The sequence below is a fragment of the Aeromonas sp. 19NY04SH05-1 genome (assembly GCF_040581895.1).
Lineage (GTDB): Bacteria > Pseudomonadota > Gammaproteobacteria > Enterobacterales > Aeromonadaceae > Aeromonas > Aeromonas enteropelogenes.
In genome coordinates, this window is the sequence record NZ_CP095328.1 from 1211740 (window position 1) to 1228936 (window position 17197).

General features: G+C 60.8%; 15 protein-coding genes, 3 tRNA genes and 1 pseudogene. 5 read left to right on the plus strand and 14 right to left on the minus strand.

The window, feature by feature from the left end; all coding sequences use genetic code 11:
• The first annotated feature begins 69 nt into the window (after positions 1-69).
• Both sohB and MRK42_RS05735 read left to right on the plus strand, forming a co-directional pair.
• Entirely contained in the window at positions 70-1077 is a 1008-nt protein-coding gene (gene sohB / locus MRK42_RS05730; protein ID WP_201976888.1) for a protease SohB, read from the plus strand.
• A gap of 192 nt (positions 1078-1269) precedes the next feature.
• On the plus strand, positions 1270-2493 hold the full coding sequence (locus MRK42_RS05735; protein WP_338611908.1) for an MFS transporter: 1224 nt from the start codon (positions 1270-1272) through the stop codon (positions 2491-2493).
• 4 nt (positions 2494-2497) lie between these two features.
• Here the strand turns inward: MRK42_RS05735 and MRK42_RS05740 are convergent, their stop codons facing one another.
• Both MRK42_RS05740 and MRK42_RS05745 read right to left on the minus strand, forming a co-directional pair.
• On the minus strand, positions 2498-3580 hold the full coding sequence (locus MRK42_RS05740; RefSeq protein WP_338611909.1) for a diguanylate cyclase: 1083 nt from the start codon (positions 3578-3580) through the stop codon (positions 2498-2500).
• A 181-nt stretch (positions 3581-3761) separates the two neighbouring features.
• On the minus strand, positions 3762-4115 hold the full coding sequence (locus MRK42_RS05745) for a DsrE/DsrF/TusD sulfur relay family protein (protein WP_338611910.1): 354 nt from the start codon (positions 4113-4115) through the stop codon (positions 3762-3764).
• A gap of 163 nt (positions 4116-4278) precedes the next feature.
• Here MRK42_RS05745 and MRK42_RS05750 point away from each other — a divergent pair, with 163 nt between their 5' ends.
• Positions 4279-4674 carry a DUF1090 domain-containing protein gene (locus tag MRK42_RS05750; protein ID WP_042024771.1) on the plus strand — a complete coding sequence of 132 codons (396 nt, stop codon included), beginning with the start codon at positions 4279-4281 and terminating at the stop codon, positions 4672-4674.
• Between the two features lie 56 nt (positions 4675-4730).
• On the opposite strand, the pseudogene MRK42_RS05755 reads toward MRK42_RS05750, so the two are convergent.
• The 8 genes and pseudogenes from MRK42_RS05755 to astB form a co-directional block, all read right to left on the minus strand.
• Positions 4731-4811: pseudogene (locus MRK42_RS05755) on the minus strand (ferredoxin); the annotation flags it as partial.
• 27 nt (positions 4812-4838) lie between these two features.
• Positions 4839-5087: a YfhL family 4Fe-4S dicluster ferredoxin gene (locus MRK42_RS05760; RefSeq protein WP_017787727.1), complete on the minus strand. Its 249-nt coding sequence runs from the start codon at positions 5085-5087 to the stop codon at positions 4839-4841.
• 1 nt (position 5088) lies between these two features.
• The gene (gene yegQ, locus MRK42_RS05765; RefSeq protein ID WP_338611911.1) at positions 5089-6453 is read right to left on the minus strand and encodes a tRNA 5-hydroxyuridine modification protein YegQ; all 1365 of its coding nucleotides are present in this window, start codon (positions 6451-6453) and stop codon (positions 5089-5091) included.
• 257 nt (positions 6454-6710) lie between these two features.
• Positions 6711-6992 (minus strand): hypothetical protein, encoded by a 282-nt coding sequence (locus MRK42_RS05770; protein WP_042072218.1) that lies wholly within the window; start codon positions 6990-6992, stop codon positions 6711-6713.
• Between the two features lie 140 nt (positions 6993-7132).
• A tRNA-Tyr gene (locus MRK42_RS05775) sits at positions 7133-7217 on the minus strand.
• 31 nt (positions 7218-7248) lie between these two features.
• Positions 7249-7333 (minus strand) — tRNA-Tyr (locus MRK42_RS05780).
• 31 nt (positions 7334-7364) lie between these two features.
• Positions 7365-7449, minus strand: a tRNA-Tyr gene (locus MRK42_RS05785).
• 242 nt (positions 7450-7691) lie between these two features.
• Entirely contained in the window at positions 7692-9029 is a 1338-nt protein-coding gene (astB, locus tag MRK42_RS05790; protein ID WP_338611912.1) for an N-succinylarginine dihydrolase, read from the minus strand.
• A gap of 343 nt (positions 9030-9372) precedes the next feature.
• Here astB and topA point away from each other — a divergent pair, with 343 nt between their 5' ends.
• Both topA and MRK42_RS05800 read left to right on the plus strand, forming a co-directional pair.
• Positions 9373-11994, plus strand: coding sequence for a type I DNA topoisomerase (gene topA / locus MRK42_RS05795; protein WP_061475589.1), 2622 nt, complete (start codon positions 9373-9375; stop codon positions 11992-11994).
• A gap of 97 nt (positions 11995-12091) precedes the next feature.
• Positions 12092-12256, plus strand: coding sequence for a hypothetical protein (locus MRK42_RS05800; protein WP_167335334.1), 165 nt, complete (start codon positions 12092-12094; stop codon positions 12254-12256).
• Between the two features lie 18 nt (positions 12257-12274).
• Here the strand turns inward: MRK42_RS05800 and MRK42_RS05805 are convergent, their stop codons facing one another.
• From MRK42_RS05805 to MRK42_RS05820, 4 genes are all read right to left on the minus strand, one after another.
• The gene (locus MRK42_RS05805) at positions 12275-12628 is read right to left on the minus strand and encodes an MGMT family protein (RefSeq protein WP_338611913.1); all 354 of its coding nucleotides are present in this window, start codon (positions 12626-12628) and stop codon (positions 12275-12277) included.
• A 65-nt stretch (positions 12629-12693) separates the two neighbouring features.
• Positions 12694-14247 (minus strand): PAS domain-containing methyl-accepting chemotaxis protein, encoded by a 1554-nt coding sequence (locus MRK42_RS05810; protein ID WP_338611914.1) that lies wholly within the window; start codon positions 14245-14247, stop codon positions 12694-12696.
• A 209-nt stretch (positions 14248-14456) separates the two neighbouring features.
• The gene (locus MRK42_RS05815; protein WP_338611915.1) at positions 14457-16322 is read right to left on the minus strand and encodes a beta-N-acetylhexosaminidase; all 1866 of its coding nucleotides are present in this window, start codon (positions 16320-16322) and stop codon (positions 14457-14459) included.
• Positions 16307-17179: a BadF/BadG/BcrA/BcrD ATPase family protein gene (locus MRK42_RS05820; RefSeq protein ID WP_338611916.1), complete on the minus strand. Its 873-nt coding sequence runs from the start codon at positions 17177-17179 to the stop codon at positions 16307-16309. Before MRK42_RS05820 ends, MRK42_RS05815 begins: the two co-directional genes overlap by 16 nt.
• Positions 17180-17197 lie beyond the last annotated feature (18 nt).

Consider the following 17197-nt stretch of genomic DNA (forward strand, 5'->3'; position numbering starts at 1 on the left):
CCAGAGTTTTTGCGCCGCTCCCGCAAACTCCCTAGAATGTGACAAAACCGATCCCTTCTGGAGTCCACAGTGACATTTTTGACCGAATATGGCCTGTTTCTGGCCAAGACAGTGACCTTCTTGCTGGCCATCGGTGCCATCATCCTGATGATCGTTGCCAGCCGTCAGCCCAAGGCGCGTAAGGGGGAGCTGGAGGTGACCGATCTCTCCGCCGAGCTGGAGCGTGGGCGTTTTCAGCTCAAGAGCGCCCTGGCCGGCAAGGCGGAGCGCAAGTTGCTGGAGAAGCAGCAGAAAGAGGAGCAGAAGCAGCGCGCCAAGGCTGGCGATGAGCGTAGCCGTCTGTTTGTGCTCGATTTCCATGGCAGCATGGATGCCAAGGAGGTCGCCTCCCTGCGCGAAGAGGTGAGCGCCGTGATAGGTGTGGCCCAGCCCGGTGACGAGGTGTTGCTGCGACTCGAGTCCGGTGGTGGCGTGGTGCACGGGTATGGCCTTGCGGCCTCCCAGTTGCAGCGTCTGCGCGACAAGGGCATCAAGCTCACCGTGGCCATCGACAAGGTGGCAGCGAGTGGCGGCTACATGATGGCTTGCGTGGCGGATCAGATCCTGGCTGCTCCCTTTGCCATCGTTGGTTCCATCGGGGTGATCGCCCAGATGCCGAACTTCAACAAGCTGCTGAAAAAGCACGATATCGAATTCGAGATGCACACTGCGGGTCAATACAAGCGCACCATCACCATGTTCGGTGAGAATGACGATCTGGGGCGCGAGAAGTTTCGTGAGGAGCTGGCCGCCATCCACGAGCGCTTCAAGGCGTTCGTGGCCGAGCACAGACCCGCGCTCGAGATCGACAAGGTCACCACGGGCGAGCACTGGCTAGCGAGCCAGGCCAAGGGGCTGGGACTGGTGGATTCCCTCTGCACCAGCGATGACTATCTGCTGGCGCAGGCCGGTCACCACAAGGTGGTGGGCATTCGCTATCGCAAGCCCAAGAGCCTGACCCAGAAACTGGGTCAGCAAGGCGCGCAGGCGCTGGAAGCGGGCCTCGGCCGCCTCTGGCAGCAGAGTCCCTGGCGCTAGCTCGGGTGCTTTGCGTGTGCGTCTGAGGGACGGACACGCGGGCCAACCAGCAGGCCAGTCGGAGAGATCCGGCTGGCCTCTCTTTTTATTGAGGGAAAGCTGGGAATGAAGTTGCCTCCATTGAATCCCCTTGCTACAACTGAACGCTTTCCCCTCTTCATCGTTGCCCCCGTGGGGCAGGGAGCATAGGCCATGCAATGGAGCACCTTCAGGCAATTTACCCCTCTGGTCTGGATCGTCATCCTGGGTACCTTCATGGTGCGTACCAGCTACTACATGGTGTGGCCGTTTCTCTCCATCCTGCTCTATCGGGACTATGGGTTGTCGGCCACCCTGATAGGTTTGCTGCTGGGGGGCTCGATGGCGCTTTCGACCCTGGTCAGCTTCTACGGCGGCTGGCTGTCGGATCGCTTCGGGCGGCGCAACATTTTACTGGCGGGCTGTCTGGTGGCGATGCTCTGCTTCGGGCTGCTCGGCTTCTCCCACGCCGTCTTCTGGCTCGGCGTCGGGGTGATGGGCAGTGGCCTGGCATCAGGGCTCATCGATGCCCCCGGCAAGGCGCTGATGGCCGACAGTCTGGCGTCGGCCAAGGCGCGGGAGCTGGCGCTGCATCTGCGCTACTTCCTGCTCAACCTGGGGGCGGCACTGGGGCCGCTCCTGGGGGTGACCCTCGGCATCAATGCCCAGCAGGAGACCTTCGTGGTGCTGTCGCTGAGTTATCTGCTGCTGGGGCTGGCCTTTGTCTGGGGGTTTCGTCAGGTGGCCGCCACCGGCAAGTGCAGCATGGGCGGCCCGGGTCTGCGCGATGCCATCAGGGTATTGTTGGCGGATCGGGCCTTCCTGCTGCTGGTGATGGTCAACCTCCTGATGGTGCTCATCTATTCCCAATACCACTCGCCACTGGTGCAGTATCTCACCCGCGCCGGCATGCCCGAGGTGGCGGAACTGGTGGCCCTGCTGGTGACCACCAATGCCTTGACTGTGGTGCTTCTGCAGTTTCCGCTGTTGCGGCTGCTCTCCCGCTGGCCAGTGCGGGTTCGGTTGCATATCGGTATGGCCCTGTTTCTGGCCGCCCAGCTGCTGTTTGCCATGGGGGATCCCCTGGTGCGCAGCCACTGGTTTGCGGCCGTGCTGCTACTCAGTCTCGGTGAAACCATCCTCTTTCCGCTGCTCAACGTGCTGATCGATCAGATGGCGCCCGGCCACCTCAAGGGGAGCTACTTCGGGGCCAGTGCCCTGGCGGGGTTGGGCGGTGCGGCGGGAGCCTTGCTGGGGGGCTGGATCATCGAGCGGTGGAGCGGGCAGTGGCTCTACCTGCTGATGACCCTGCTCTGTGTCGTGACCTTCATGCTCTATGAATGGGGAGCCAGGTTGCAGGGGCGCAGGCCGTCGTCCCCCGTGCTGGAGCAGGGTTAAGAGATCAGTGGGTGTTGCCCGGGGTGACCTCCTTGAGCGCCTTCTTGGCGGCATACATGCGTTCGTCGGCAAGGCGGATGAGACTCAGGCCATCGTCGTAGCGCTCCGGACCTGTCTGCACTATGCCGATGCTGAGGGTGATGTCTTCCAGCTGTTCCTTGAGAGTCTTGGTGAGCCGCTTGAGGTAGATGTCGCGGGCCTGTGATTCGCTGCAGTTGGGCAGGATCAGGCAGAATTCGTCCCCGCCATAGCGAAAACAGCTGTCTTCGGTGCGAGAGACTTTGCGAATGCAGTTGCCCACGACCCGCAGGATCTCGTCCCCCCGCTGGTGCCCCTCCGTGTCATTGATTTGCTTGAAGTTGTCTATATCGAGATAGGCGATGGCCACGGGCTCGGCCCGGCGCTGGCAGGTGCGCAGGGTCAGTAGCAAGCGCTCCTGCAGATGGCGCACATTGAGCAATCCGGTCAAGGCATCGGTGCGATTGAGCTCCTCCAGCTGCTGGGTACGCTCGCGCACCTTCTCCTCCAGTAGTCTGGCGTAGTTGTCCGATTTCTCCTTGGAGGATTCGATCTCCGATACCAGGCTGCGGATATAGGTCTCGAATACCAGAGTGATGTCGAACAGAAACAACTTGTCGAGAGCGGTCAGCATGGCGACGCGATCCGCCTCTTCGCTTATCTGGTCGAAGATGTCTTCAATGAGCAGCGCCTTGAGGGTGTTGATGGCGGCAAGGTAGAGCTTGGGTTCCACCCCTATCCGCTTGTGTACCAGTCCGATCCGCAGCCGGTTGTTGACGTACTCCAGATCGTAGAGGCCGCTGAACAGGTCGAGGATGTAGCGGCGCTGGGCCGTGCGCAGCCGGGTCAGGGTATCGGCGTCGCCGATCAGCAGGGCAATCTCGGTGATGGCAGTTTGTTGCTGGTAGAACTGATCCACCAGGGTATCGATACGGGGTTCTATATTGCCGTGATAGCTGCCGAGCAGGTTGGCATCCCGTTCGGTGAACAGCAACAGCGCTTTGCGATGGGCAATTTCGAATTCGGTGATGCGCATCTGTTCGAGCAGGGTCTGTTCGGTTGGATTCATTGTTGTCCTCTGTCCATGGCGACGCCGTCGTCCGGCGGGGAATGCGGTGCAGATAAAGCTGTGATGGCAATTGATATTGTAGTCAGTTGAATGAGAAGGGGCCTTAATGACCCCCAAACTATGAGGGCCATGGTGTGGACTATGAGTCGATGGAGGATAAAAAGTAATTAAAAACAGAGCATTAGAAAGTAAGGACCTTGTCGGCGGCGAGCGTCCACTGGGCCAGCATCGGCAGGGTGCCCACCTCGATCCCTTCGATGAGCGGCAGCGCCGTAATGCCGCGCGCATCGGTACAGGTTTTGCACAGCCGTATAATCACCCCCTGGGCCAGCAGGATCTCCAGCATCTGGCGCAGATTGTACCCCTCGGCCGGGGCCTGACCCGCGAGGGCTGCGCTCACCGCATCCGACATCAGAAACAGTTTCAATGTGGCGCCACCCTGTTCATTGAGGGCGATGACCAGTCGCAGGGCATTGAACAGGGATTCACTGCCGTAGGGGGCACCGTTGGCGATTACGACAATATCTTGCTTCATAACAGACTCCAGTTCTTAAAGAGCGACATTGTAGAACCTACGGGAGAGGGATGGCGTGACTCAGTACAACTTCTGTCGCACCTGTTTCCCGTCGTCTTGACCCGGCCCCGGATCGAGGTTTTTATGGGCAGCTCGAAAAGCAGATATAACCGGGTGGATCCTGATGTGGAAGATGATAGGTGCGAGCCTGCTGTTGCTGGCGGGCCAGGCCTATGGCAGCCAGGCTGTCGGCTGCAAGGCTCGTTTGAAGGCGGTCGATGAACAACTGGTTGAGGCTAAAGCTCAAAAAAATGGCGACAGAGTAGCTGGGCTGGAGCGGGCAAAACGCAATATTCAGGCCTACTGTAGCGACGAAGGGCTTTACCGGGAGCAGCAACAACGGGTGGCAAAGATGCAGCAAGAGGTGGATGCGTATCTGAGTGAATTGCAACAGGCGCGTGTTGCCGGCAGACCTGACAGGGTAGCCGACAAGCAGGGTAAGCTCGATGCCTCCCAGCTTCGCCTGCTGGAGGCTGAACGCGAGCTGCTGGCGCTGCAGCAGCTGATTGGAAAGTCCTGAGCAGTAGCCGAAAGACACAATGAACAAGGCCGGGATATCCCCGGCCTTGTTGCATTCTATTGCCTGTGCATCCGCACAAACTTTTCTATCAGCTGATCTTCGGTCTCCACATGGGCGGGGTCCCGGATGATGCAGTCCGTGAATTGCAGACGCTGATGAAGGCGTTACTGCCGGTGCATCCGCACGAACTTCTCCATCAACTGATCTTCGGTTTCCACATGAGCTGGATCCCAGATGATGCAGTCGATAGGGCAGACGCTGATGCAGGTCGGCTTCTCGTAGTGACCGACGCACTCGGTGCAGCGACTGGGGTCGATCTCGTAGATCTCCTCACCCAGGCTGATGGCCTGGTTCGGACACTCGGGATCGCACATGTCACAGTTGATGCACTTGTCGGTGATGAGCAGGGACATCTCAGGCGGCCGAGTGGGGCTGACGGGTGTCCTCGCGCTCGCCGAGGTTGCGCAGCAGGATGCCGTAGTTCACGTCCACTTCCTTCGGTACCGGCACGTAGACCACGTGGCCGTTGCCCGGCGCTGTGTCGATAAGCTCGCCCTTGCGGTTCTGCATCTGCTCCAGATTGAAGCTGAGGTTGCCCTGCGGGGTCATCAGCTCCAGGCTGTTGCCCACCAGGAACTTGTTCTTCACCTCGACTTCCACCATGTCGCCGTTGCGACCGGTGATCTCGCCGACGAACTGCTGGGTGTCGGAGACGGAGTAGCCGTAGTCGTAGTTCTGGTATTCGCTGTGGTTGTGACGGCGCAGGAAGCCCTCGGTGTAGCCACGGTGGGCCAGGTTTTCCAGGGTGCCCATCAGGCTGCGGTCAAACGGCCGGCCAGCTACCGCATCGTCGATGGCCTTGCGATAGACCTGGGCGGTGCGCGCGCAGTAGTAGAAGGACTTGGTACGGCCTTCGATTTTCAGCGAATGGACGCCCATCCTGGTCAGGCGCTCAACGTGCTCGACGGCGCGCAGATCCTTGGAGTTCATGATGTAGGTGCCGTGCTCGTCCTCGAACGCGCTCATGTACTCGCCCGGGCGGTTGGACTCCTCCAGCAGCACCAGCGCATCGCTCGGCTTGCCCATCCCCAGAGTCGGATCAACCTTCTGCACGGCGATCGGCTCCTGGCGGTGGACGATCTGGCCCACCTCGTCTTCCTTGCCCTCGTGCACCTTGTACTCCCAGCGGCAGGAGTTGGTGCAGGTGCCCTGGTTGGGGTCGCGCTTGTTGATATAGCCCGAGAGCAGGCAGCGGCCGGAGTAGGCCATGCAGAGGGCGCCGTGGACGAACACCTCGAGCTCCATCTCAGGCACCTGCATGCGGATCTCCTCGATCTCGTCCAGCGACAGCTCGCGAGAGAGGATGGCACGAGTCAGGCCCATCTGATGCCAGAACTTGACCGTGGCCCAGTTGACCGCGTTGGCCTGCACCGAGAGGTGAATGGGCATGTCCGGGAAGGCTTCACGCATCATCATGATGAGACCGGGGTCGGACATGATCAGCGCATCCGGGTTCATCTCCACCACGGGGCGCATGTCGCGGATGAAGGTCTTGAGCTTGGAGTTGTGGGGCTGGATGTTGGCCACCACGTAGAACTGCTTGCCGAGGGCATGGGCCTCGTTGATGCCGAGCTGCAGGTTCTCGTGATCGAATTCGTTGTTGCGTACCCGCAGGCTGTAGCGGGGCTGGCCGGCATAGACGGCATCGGCGCCATAGGCGTAGGCATAACGCATGTTCTTGAGGGAACCTGCGGGGGAGAGCAATTCTGGTTTAAACATGTCGGACTCTTATATCTGATTGCAAATCAGGACGGCGCCACCTGATGGCGTCGTATGGGTTGAGCGGGGCTCGAGCAGCTTCTCGATGCACCACGACCCGGCGGTGTCTCCATGCTGCACGTTCACAGGGGAGGCACCGGATACACGGGGTGCGAGATTGTACTCGTCCCTACGTCATCATGCAATTTAGCAGGGGACGCCGGGAAGGCGCGAGCTGGCATGCTTGCCGCGTTCTGGGGATAGATCCTGGGGGCAGATCAGTGAGCGAGGTGCACTCGGGGAAAGTGGCTGTTCATGAAGTGGCGGGGGACGCGGCCATTGCCGGCCTTGGCCAACCATTCCCAGTTCAGCTTCGGGGAGCCCGCCTTGAAGCGCTGGTAGGCAACCCCCTGATGCACCGTCAGGAACAGGGTGGTAGGCAACCCCAGCTTGTTGCTGTAACGCACCATCAGATCCCCCTGATAGCGGCTGACCCTGAGCTTGAGTGCCTGCAATGTGAGTCCGTTGGCATGACCATCCTGGTCCCAGACTTCAAACATGATATGAAGACTCCAATGAAGATGTATCCACGATGCGCAATAGCCAGGGTTTTGACAAGTGTCAGATCTGACAGCAAGCAGAGGATAGGCGAGGAGCCAAAAGGCGAAAACCCGGCGCAGGGCCGGGTTTTCTTGAATGATGGTGGAGGGAGAAGGATTCGAACCTTCGAAGGCAGAGCCGTCAGATTTACAGTCTGATCCCTTTGGCCGCTCGGGAACCCCTCCACAGGGGCACTACACAAATTGTTCAGGAAGATGGTGGAGGGAGAAGGATTCGAACCTTCGAAGGCAGAGCCGTCAGATTTACAGTCTGATCCCTTTGGCCGCTCGGGAACCCCTCCACGGGGTATTTTCCTGATTGTTGCACTTGAATGGTGGAGGGAGAAGGATTCGAACCTTCGAAGGCAGAGCCGTCAGATTTACAGTCTGATCCCTTTGGCCGCTCGGGAACCCCTCCCCAAGTGCGAGGCGCATACTAACAGATCCTTGGGCTTTGTGAACCCCTTGTGCACCCTTCTGGCGGTAAAAAGTGACTGTTCGCCGATTTTTTGATACATCCCGCTCAAATTTCATGCTTATCAGCAAGTTGTGTGCTGTTTTTCTGCACAATGCGCATCGGTTACCTGTTCTGCGGGAATGAAAAACAGCATAAAAAAACAAGGCCGCCCTTAATCGGCGGCCTTGTGCTGCGAGGCAGGCTCAGCGCTGGAACGGGTAGACGGAGCCGAGTTTGAGGATCTGGGTCAGCTCGTCCAGTGCATTGCGGGACTCCAGCACCAGGGCCGGATCCCGCAGATCGTCCAGGGTCAGGCGATCGCGATAGTGACGCTCCACCCAGGCGTCCAGACGGGCGAACTGGGTATCGTTGATGAGACAGGCCGGATTGACGGCGGCCAGTTCCTCGTCATTCATGGCGACCCGCAGTCGCAGGCAGGCGGGTCCGCCGCCGTTGCGCATGCTCTGCTTCACATCCATGTAGTGCACCTGCTTGATCGGGGTGCCCTGGGTCAGCAGCTTGTCCAGATAGACTGACACCGCCGGGTTGTCGCGACACTCGGTGGGAGCGATGATGGCCATTTCACCCGAGGGCAGGGTCAGGATCTGGGTGTTGAACAGATAGGATTTAACCGCATCCAGAACCGAAACTTCCGCAGTCGGCACCTCGATGAAGTGCAGCTCTCCCTCGCCAAACTTGGTGCGCACCTCGGCCAGCGCCGATTCGGTATTGAGGAACGCCTGCTGGTGGAAGAAGAGCACGTTCTGGTTGCCCACCGCGATCACGTCGTTGTGGAACACCCCCTGATCGATCACATCCGGGTTTTGCTGGATGAACACCACGCTCTCGTCACCAAGGCCATGGAGGCGGGCGATGGCCTGGCTCGCTTCCAGGGTCTGACGGGCCGGGTAGCGCTTGGGCGCGGGGTGGGAGAGATCAAAGGCGCTGCGACCGTAGACGAACAGCTCGACCCCCGCCTCGCCATAGGCGCGGCACAACCGGGTGTGGTTGGCGGCCCCTTCATCGCCGAAGTGATCGTTTTCCGGCAGGTGGAGGTGGTGGCTGAAGTGGCGCTCGTTGTTGAACACGGCGCGCAGGATCCGGCCGGTAACCTCGGGCTCCAGGGAACGGTGGAATTTGTTGGTCAGGTTGGCAGGGGTGAAGTGGATGCGGCCATCCTGGGTGTCGGCACTCGGTGATACGGTGGCGGCGTTGGCCGTCCACATGCTGGAGGCCGAATAGCAGGCCGCCAGTACGGCAGGGGCCTGTTTGGCAGCCTGTTCCAGCACTCTGGCATCGTTGCCGGTAAAACCTAGGCGGCGCAGGGTGGCGAGATCCGGCCGCTCCTGCGGGGCCAGCACCCCCTGGGTCATGCCAAGTTCGGTCAATGCCTTCATCTTGCGCAGCCCTTGCTTGGCCGCCTCCTTGGGATTGGAGGCTTCCTGGGCATTGCTTTGGGAGGCGACGTTGCCGTAGGAGAGGCCGGCGTAGTTGTGGGTCGGGCCGACCAGACCGTCGAAATTGACCTCGAAGTGCTTCATTGAGTACATCCTTTCGATTTTTATGATGGGTAGCGGTTCCTTCCGCGCGCAATGCGTCGGGGTGGGGCCATTATAAAGAGATTTTATGTTTTTGTAACAACCCGATAACCATCCTCTGTTTTTATGTCGTTTCAGATATAAAAAGAGGAGCGGTATGGCAGAAAATTGAAAAAGCGGTTGCGTCTGGCCCGCACCCTTCGCATTAATAAATAAAGAAGCATGGTAGTTCGGGCTGGTCTGGCAAATTTGTTCACAAGATTGCTTTTTCTCGTCAAATCTCTTATACAGCCCCACAAAACCGCACACCAACCCCGTCGGGTGCAATGAGGATAATAGTTACAGCATGGGCAAATCACTGGTCATAGTGGAGTCTCCGGCCAAGGCCAAGACGATCAACAAATATCTGGGCAAGGACTACGTGGTGAAATCCAGCGTCGGTCATGTTCGCGATCTGCCTACCAGCGGCAGTGCCAGCACCGAGCCCAAGAAACCTGTCATTCGCGGCATCAAGTTGAGTGAATCCGAGAAGGCGGCCAAGGAGCGCAAGGCCCTGTTCGCCCGTATGGGTATCAATCCGACCGCGGGCTGGCAGGCCAACTACCAGATTTTGCCCGGCAAGGAGAAGGTGGTCAGCGAGTTGCAGAGTCTGGCCGAGAAAGCCGACACCATCTATCTCGCAACCGACTTGGATAGAGAGGGGGAAGCGATCGCCTGGCACCTGCGCGAGATCATCGGTGGCGATGACAGCCGCTACAAGCGCGTGGTGTTCAACGAGATCACCAAGAGCGCCATCCAGGAGGCCTTTGCCCAGCCGTCCGAGCTCAACATCGATCGCGTCAACGCCCAGCAGGCCCGTCGTTTCCTCGACCGGGTAGTGGGTTACATGGTCTCTCCGCTCTTGTGGAAGAAGCTTGCCCGCGGCCTCTCCGCCGGCCGGGTGCAGTCGGTCGCGGTGCGTCTCATTGTCGATAAAGAGCGCGAGATCAAGGCCTTCGTACCGGTCGAATTCTGGGATCTGAACGCCGATCTGCTGACCGGTGATAAAGCCGATCTACGGATGGAAGTGGTCAGCCGCAATGGCGCCGACTTCAAGCCGGTGACCCAGGCCGAGACCTTCGCCGCCGTGGCCGCCCTGGAAGGGGTCGACTACAAGGTGGTGAACCGGGAAGACAAGCCGACCGGCTCCAAGCCGTCCGCTCCCTTCATCACCTCCACCCTGCAGCAGGCGGCCTCCACCCGTCTGAGCTTCGGGGTGAAGAAGACCATGATGATGGCCCAGCGTCTCTATGAGGCGGGTTACATCACCTATATGCGTACTGACTCCACCAACCTCAGCAAAGAGGCGGTCGACGCGGTGCGTGAATACATCGGCGAGCAGTATGGCGCAGCCTATCTGCCGGCCGAGCCGAATCTGTACGGCGCCAAGGCCAATGCCCAGGAAGCCCACGAGGCGATCCGTCCCTCCAGCGTGCAGGTGACTGCCGAGATGCTGGAAGGGATGGAGCCGGACGCCATGCGCCTCTACGACCTCATCTGGCGCCAGTTTGTGGCCTGCCAGATGACACCGGCCCAGTACGACTCCTCGACCCTGACCGTCAAGGCGGGCGAGTTCGAGCTCAAGGCCCGTGGTCGCACCCTGCGCTTCGCCGGTTGGACCAAGGCACTGCCCCCCATGGGCCGCAAGGGTGAAGACAGCCAGCTGCCGGCGGTAACCGTGGGCGAGGTGCTGAAACTGGTCAAGCTGGATCCGCGCCAGCACTTCACCAAGCCGCCCGCGCGCTTTACCGAAGCGGCGCTGGTGCGCGAGCTGGAGAAGCGCGGCATCGGCCGTCCTTCCACTTACGCTTCCATCATCTCCACCATCGTCGATCGCGGTTATGTGCGGGTCGAGAGCCGCCGTTTCTTCGCCGAGAAGATGGGGGAAATCGTCACCGACCGTCTGGTTGAGAACTTCGTCGAGCTGATGAACTACGAGTTCACTGCCAAGATGGAAGACAAGCTCGATGGCATCGCCGAAGGGAGCCTGGAGTGGAAGAAGGTGCTGGATGCCTTCTACGCCGAATTTACCCAGGAGCTGGCGCAGGCTGACAAGGCACCGGAAGAGGGGGGCATGCGTGCCAACCAGATGGTGCTGACCGACATCGATTGCCCGGATTGCGGTCGCAAGATGGGCATTCGCACCGCCACCACCGGCGTCTTCCTCGGCTGCTCCGGTTATGCCCTGCCGCCCAAAGAGCGCTGCAAGAAGACCATCAACTTGGTCTCCGCCGACGAGTTCGTCTCCGCTACCGATGGTGACGAGGCCGAAACCGATGCCCTGCGCGCCAAGCACCGCTGCGGCGTTTGCGGCACTGCCATGGATGCCTACATCATCGACGACAGCCGCAAGCTGCACGTCTGTGGCCGTAACCCGGATTGCGACGGCTACGAAATAGAGAAGGGCCAGTTCAAGCTCAAGGGCTATGAAGGGCCGAGCATCGAGTGTGATCGCTGTGGTTCCGAGATGCAGCTCAAGAACGGCCGCTTTGGCAAGTACATGGGCTGCACCAACGAGACCTGCAAGAATACTCGCAAGATCCTGAAAAATGGCGATATCGCACCGCCGAAAGAGGATCCGGTGCCGCTGCCCGAGCTGAAATGCACCCAGTCCGACGCCCACTTCGTGCTGCGTGACGGGGCGGCCGGTCTGTTCCTGGCGGCCAGCAACTTCCCCAAATCCCGCGAAACCCGCGCGCCCTTGGTGGAAGAGCTCAAGCGCTTCAAGGATCGCATCTCGGCCAAGCACAAGTACCTGGCTGAAGCACCGCAGACCGACCCGGACGGCAACCCCGCTATCGTGCGCTTCAGTCGCAAGACCAAGGAGCAGTACGTGATGAGCGAGGTCAACGGCAAGGCGACAGGCTGGACCGCCCACTACGACAACGGCACCTGGCAACAGAGCTTGCCAAAAGCTAAGAAAGCCTGATGAGCAAGAGGCCCCGATACGGGGCCTCTTTGTTTATTGGAGGCGATATACTGAGAGCCGGCTGCAAGGAGTGCAGCGTTGGAACAAGGAGGTTGTGATGGAGATTAGCGAGATCCGTCCGGGCATGAATTATCTGACCCGGGAAGGGACAGCTTATGTGCTGGAAGTGGACAGGCAGAGCCTGCTGGTGCTGGTGCAGCGCGAGGATGAAACCATTCCGGTGCAGGTGCGCAGCGATGCCATCCTGGCCCTGCTGGAGTAGTGTCGCCCCGTCGTCTCGTCAAAACGGTAACAGAAAGAGCAGCTCGGCGAGATCGGGCTGCCACTGCCACTCCCGCATCCTGACTCGCCCGCCTATCACCACGACTCCCTCCTCTTGCAGGCGCCCGGTCTGCTCTGCAAATCCGTTAGATCCTTTTGGCAGCGAAATGGTGCCGCCGGCCCCTATCACCCTGTGCCAGGGCAACACCTTGTCGGTTTCCCGCAGCACCTTGCCCACCAACCTGGCGCGCCCTGGCAGGCCGGCCAGATCGGCGACCTGACCGTAGCTCGCCACCTTTCCCGGCGGGATCAGGGCGATGATGGCCTCGATACGGGCGACCTTGTTGGTAGGCAAAGTGGCGGTCATGGACATGGTGTCAGGTTCCAAAAAAGCAGAAGCGCCATTGTGGCGCTTCTGCTGCTTGCCTGACAAGCCGCTCAACCAAAGGTCTGGCTGATCCGCTTGAGCTGCTTGGCCCGTTCCAGCAGTTGCTGGCTCGATGCGTCCACGCACTGGATCTGCTCGCTATTGGCCCGGGAGTACTGGGAGATCTGGTTGATGCTGCGGCTGATATCTTCCGCCACCGCCTGCTGCTGCTCGGCGGCGGCGGCGATCTGGGCCGAAAACTCCGATACCTGCTCAATTTCATCAAGTACGTCGTGCAGGCTGCTGGAGCCCTGGCGGGTCATTTCGGCACAGCGCCGGGTCTGTTCCAGATTGCTCTGCATCATGACTTTCCACTGTCCCAGGGTTTGCTGGATCTGGGTGATGCTGCCCTGGATCTGCTCGGTCGCCTTGTGAGTGCGGGTCGAGAGGGTGCGTACCTCGTCGGCAACCACCGCAAACCCGCGCCCCTGCTCGCCGGCGCGTGCCGCCTCGATGGCGGCGTTGAGGGCCAGCAGATTGGTCTGATCGGCGATGCCCTGGATCTCCACCATCACGGTACCGATCCGCTCAGACTCGCTGGCCAGCTCCACGGCGGAGTGGAAGGCCTGCTCGGCCTGGCGAGTGAGCTGTTCTATCTGCTGTTCGGTCTGGCCGAGCTGTCGATCGGTATCCATGCAGTGGTTGCGGGCCTCGCTCACCTGCTGATTGGTATCCTGGATGTTGCGGGCGATCTCTTGGGCTGTGCTGGCCATCTCGGTCATGGCGGTGGCCATCTGCTGGGTCTGGGCATCCTGCTCCGTAATGTCGTGATAGGCCTGGTGGGAGGCCTGTTGCAGGTTGGTTGCCAGGGTTTGCAGCGGATGGGTGGCATCATTGACCCGCCCCAGCACGGTCCGGATGCGGGCCTGCCACATCTTGAGGTGGAAGTCGGCGATGGCGCCGGGTTTGTCCCCCGAATAGATGAGCCGGGTCAGGCTGTCATATTCGTGCTCCAGCTGACGCAGGTAGCGGGGCAGGGCGAACAGCTCGCGCCAGTAGGCGACGGAGAGGAGCAGCAGGGGCAACAACATCCACAAAGCACCCAGCCAGCCCTGCCAGTGGACGGCCGCCGCCAGGATGGCCAGCAGCAGGGCGGGCACCAGCAGATGACGCACCTTGGTCAGCGGGACGTTCAATTTGGCATGACCCTGTTCGCTTCTGAGCAGGTTGCGATAGGTGAGGGTGGCAATCTCCTTGTGACGGGGATCCGGCCGGGTGCGTACCGACTGGTAGCCGCAGATCTGATCCCCTTCGTAGATGGGAGTGACATAGGCGTCGACCCAGTAGTAGCGGCCATCCTTGCAGCGATTTTTCACCATGCCGCGCCAGGGTTTGCCCTCCTTGAGACGCAACCACAGATCGGCAAACGCCACCTTGGGCATATCGGGATGACGCACCATATTGTGATTCTGGCCCAGCAACTCTTCGCTGCTGTAGCCGGCGATCTCGCAAAAAGCGGGGTTGGCGTAGGTGATCACGCCGCGAAGATCAGTCGTGGAGACGAGCTGCACATCGGCAGGAACGTCCACTTCGCTATCCACTGTGTGGATCTCTCGGTGAGTCATGATCATGCACCCCTTTTGTTATTGATAATGAAGTTTTTTAAGTGTGGCATATCCGACCCGGAGTGCTTCTTTTCCATATGAAGGGTAGGGTGGTTTCGTTGGGCGCCGAATTTTGTCAGGATATGGTGAGAAAAGGTAGAGGAAAGTTGTATTTTTGTTGGTGGTTTATAAAAAAAGGCGGCCAGCAGGCCGCCCAAAAAGAGACAACATTACCTCTGTGGCATCCTGTAGCGCACCTGCTGCTGGTCGAGGATCTGCAACTGTCCCGGCAGACGGGCAGCGAAATGATCCCATGCCTTGTGGGCCGGATTGCTCCAGGCCACTTCGGCAGTCGCCAGCATGCGCGGAAACAGCATGTAGTCGAGACGATCACGGGAGGTGATCAATTCTGACCACAGGGGGCTCAATACCCCGAGGATGTTATCGTTGGCATGGAAATCTGCCGGAGCCGGGTCGCATGCGTAGACCTGCTCCAGATTAAGGGTGCCCGCCCAGTAGAGGCCAGGCTCGTGAATGTCCTGGCTCCAGGCCAGATCGAGATAGAGATACTGGGCCGGCGCCATGACCACCGGATAACCGGCGGTGGCGGCATCGAGCCCTGCCTGGAAGCTGGTCCAGGCGAACACGGCGGCATCCCGGCTCACCTTGTCGCCATGCAGTATCTCCTCCCAACCCAGCATCTGCTTGCCCTTGCCGGCCAGATAGCGCTGGCAGTGGCGCAGCAAATGGCCCTGCAGCTCGCGGCACTCCTGGTATCCCTGTTGTGCCATCAGTCGCTGGCAGGCCGGGCTGTCGGTCCAGACGCCGGTTGGCACCTCGTCTCCGCCCATGTGTACCTGAGGGCCCGGGAACAGCTCGCACACCTCGTCGATCACCGTCTCCAGGAACTGGTAGGTACCCGGCAGCGCCGGGTTGAGCACGTTGTCGTCGAAATGCTGTACCGACAGGTAGCGGGAGCGATCCTCTTCCTCAGTCAGCAACTCGGGCAGTGCCTTGATGGCCGCATGGCAGTGACCCGGAATGTCGATCTCCGGGATGATGGTGATGCCGAGCCCGGCGCCGTAGGCCACCAGTTCGCGCACTTCGCTCTGGGTGTAGTAGCCACCGTAAGGTTCGGGGCCGCCGCTCAACTGGGGATCCACCGCCAGCCCATGGCCCCGCCAGGCACCCTGTTCGGTGAGCGCCGGGAAGGCCTTGATCTCGAGGCGCCACCCCTCGTCATCGGTGAGATGCCAGTGGAAGCGGTTGAACTTGTAGAGACTCATCAGCTTGAGCAGACGCTTGATGGTCGCGGTGCTGTGAAAGTGGCGGGCGCAGTCGAGAAAGATGCCGCGAAAGCCAAAACGGGGGGCATCCTCCAGCTTGACGCAGGGCAGGCTCTCCCCGTGTTGCAGGTACCACTGGGCCAGGCTGACCAGACCGTGACGCCAGCCCGCCTCACCCGCTGCACTGATCACTATCTCCTCTGGCGTGATGGCCAGATGATAGGCCTCGGGGGGGAGGGGGGCCTCGATGAGGCGGATCCCGGCATCGTGATCCTGATCCAGGGCCAGCCCGGTGAGCTCGTTGAAGTGGGCCAGCAGGGCGCTCAGGTTGCCCGGTCCGCTGACGTGGGCACGCTCCGCCAGCCTGAAATTCCCCTCCAGCAGGGCGAGCTGGGCCGGTTGCGGTACTATGCCGCACAGGGGCTCCACCGGTGGCAGGTCGGGTTCACTGACGGCGGGGGCATCCAGCGCAATATCCTGCCCGGCCAGGGTGACAGGCTGCAGGCTGGCGCCCGTGGCGGCCTCCGGCAGGCTCAGGAAAAATCCCTGCGGCATGTCGGAGAGCCGCTTGATGGGGGTATTGCGGCAGCAAAAAGTCAGCTCGCTGTTGCCCCCTTGGGGCGCCAGCACCTTGTAACTGCCGCTCTGGCGCTCAAGCCGGCCCCCCTGTACCGACGCGGGGTCGATGTGACGTGCCAGGCAGAAGTGGAGCTTCCACTGGGCGTCTGGCAAGTGAGACAGATTGAACTGGAACCAGACATCTTCGCCATCACGTCGGACGACCTGGGTGTGGATCAGGGGTGTAGACATGGATATTCCTCCGATTGGGCAAACAGGATGGCGCCGTCAAGGGCATCGGCCTTGGGGGTCGCAAGGTTGAAACGGGCGAGGCGGGGGGCGAGACGCATGCCGATGCCACCAAGCAGGGCGATCCGGTGCGCGCCAAGCTGCTGCATGCCATCCAGCAGCTGCGCCAGCTGGGTACAGGTTTCGTCAAGCAGCTGGCAGGCGAGCTCGTCGCCATCGCTGGCGGCATCAAATACCCAGGGGGCGAAGTGGCCATATTCGGCCGGGATGGCGCGAGCCGCCCAGCGCACCACCTGGGCCTGATCCCGCTTGAAGTGATCCATCAGTCGCACCGCCAGGGTGCTGGGGGGCAGAATGCCGTCGTGGCAGAGCAAGGATTGCTGGAGGGCACGCAGCCCCAGCCAGGCACCGCTGCCGAGATCCGAGATGGGAAAACCCCGCCCCGAACAGGTGCGGATCTGCCTGCCCTGATAAATGAGGCCGGCCGAGCCGGTGCCGGCGATGAGGATGGCCCCCTCCTGGCCGCCGAAGGCACCGAGACAGGCGCCGAAGGCATCGGAAGTCAGCTTGACGCTGGCAAAGGGAAAGGGCATGGCCAGCATGGCGTGATAGCAATCCGCCAGCTCGGCGGAGGCGAGCGCGAGGCCCACTCCCATCTGCTGTTCGCACTCGGGGCCAAGTCCGGCCGTCTGCCGGGCGCTGGCGATGGCTGCCAGTACGTTGGCGTGGGCATGCAGGATGCCGAGCTCCAGATTGGAGCCGGCGGCCCGTCCCTCGCCCAGGAGTTTGCCCGCCCGGTTGCGAATACGAGCGCGGGTGTGGGTGCCACCGCCATCTACCCCGACCCAGTACTCAATCATGGTGACCTCCCAGCACGC

Excerpts from the sequence above, each read along its gene's own strand:
- MRK42_RS05735 (WP_338611908.1), top strand. The coding sequence starts at position 1,270 with ATGCAATGGAGCACCTTCAGGCAATTTACCCCTCTGGTCTGGATCGTC.
- MRK42_RS05740 (WP_338611909.1), bottom strand. The coding sequence starts at position 3,580 with ATGAATCCAACCGAACAGACCCTGCTCGAACAGATGCGCATCACCGAA.
- MRK42_RS05745 (WP_338611910.1), bottom strand. The coding sequence starts at position 4,115 with ATGAAGCAAGATATTGTCGTAATCGCCAACGGTGCCCCCTACGGCAGT.
- MRK42_RS05750 (WP_042024771.1), top strand. The coding sequence starts at position 4,279 with ATGTGGAAGATGATAGGTGCGAGCCTGCTGTTGCTGGCGGGCCAGGCC.
- MRK42_RS05760 (WP_017787727.1), bottom strand. The coding sequence starts at position 5,087 with ATGTCCCTGCTCATCACCGACAAGTGCATCAACTGTGACATGTGCGAT.
- yegQ (WP_338611911.1), bottom strand. The coding sequence starts at position 6,453 with ATGTTTAAACCAGAATTGCTCTCCCCCGCAGGTTCCCTCAAGAACATG.
- MRK42_RS05770 (WP_042072218.1), bottom strand. The coding sequence starts at position 6,992 with ATGTTTGAAGTCTGGGACCAGGATGGTCATGCCAACGGACTCACATTG.
- astB (WP_338611912.1), bottom strand. The coding sequence starts at position 9,029 with ATGAAGCACTTCGAGGTCAATTTCGACGGTCTGGTCGGCCCGACCCAC.
- topA (WP_061475589.1), top strand. The coding sequence starts at position 9,373 with ATGGGCAAATCACTGGTCATAGTGGAGTCTCCGGCCAAGGCCAAGACG.
- MRK42_RS05800 (WP_167335334.1), top strand. The coding sequence starts at position 12,092 with ATGGAGATTAGCGAGATCCGTCCGGGCATGAATTATCTGACCCGGGAA.
- MRK42_RS05805 (WP_338611913.1), bottom strand. The coding sequence starts at position 12,628 with ATGTCCATGACCGCCACTTTGCCTACCAACAAGGTCGCCCGTATCGAG.
- MRK42_RS05810 (WP_338611914.1), bottom strand. The coding sequence starts at position 14,247 with ATGACTCACCGAGAGATCCACACAGTGGATAGCGAAGTGGACGTTCCT.
- MRK42_RS05815 (WP_338611915.1), bottom strand. The coding sequence starts at position 16,322 with ATGTCTACACCCCTGATCCACACCCAGGTCGTCCGACGTGATGGCGAA.
- MRK42_RS05820 (WP_338611916.1), bottom strand. The coding sequence starts at position 17,179 with ATGATTGAGTACTGGGTCGGGGTAGATGGCGGTGGCACCCACACCCGC.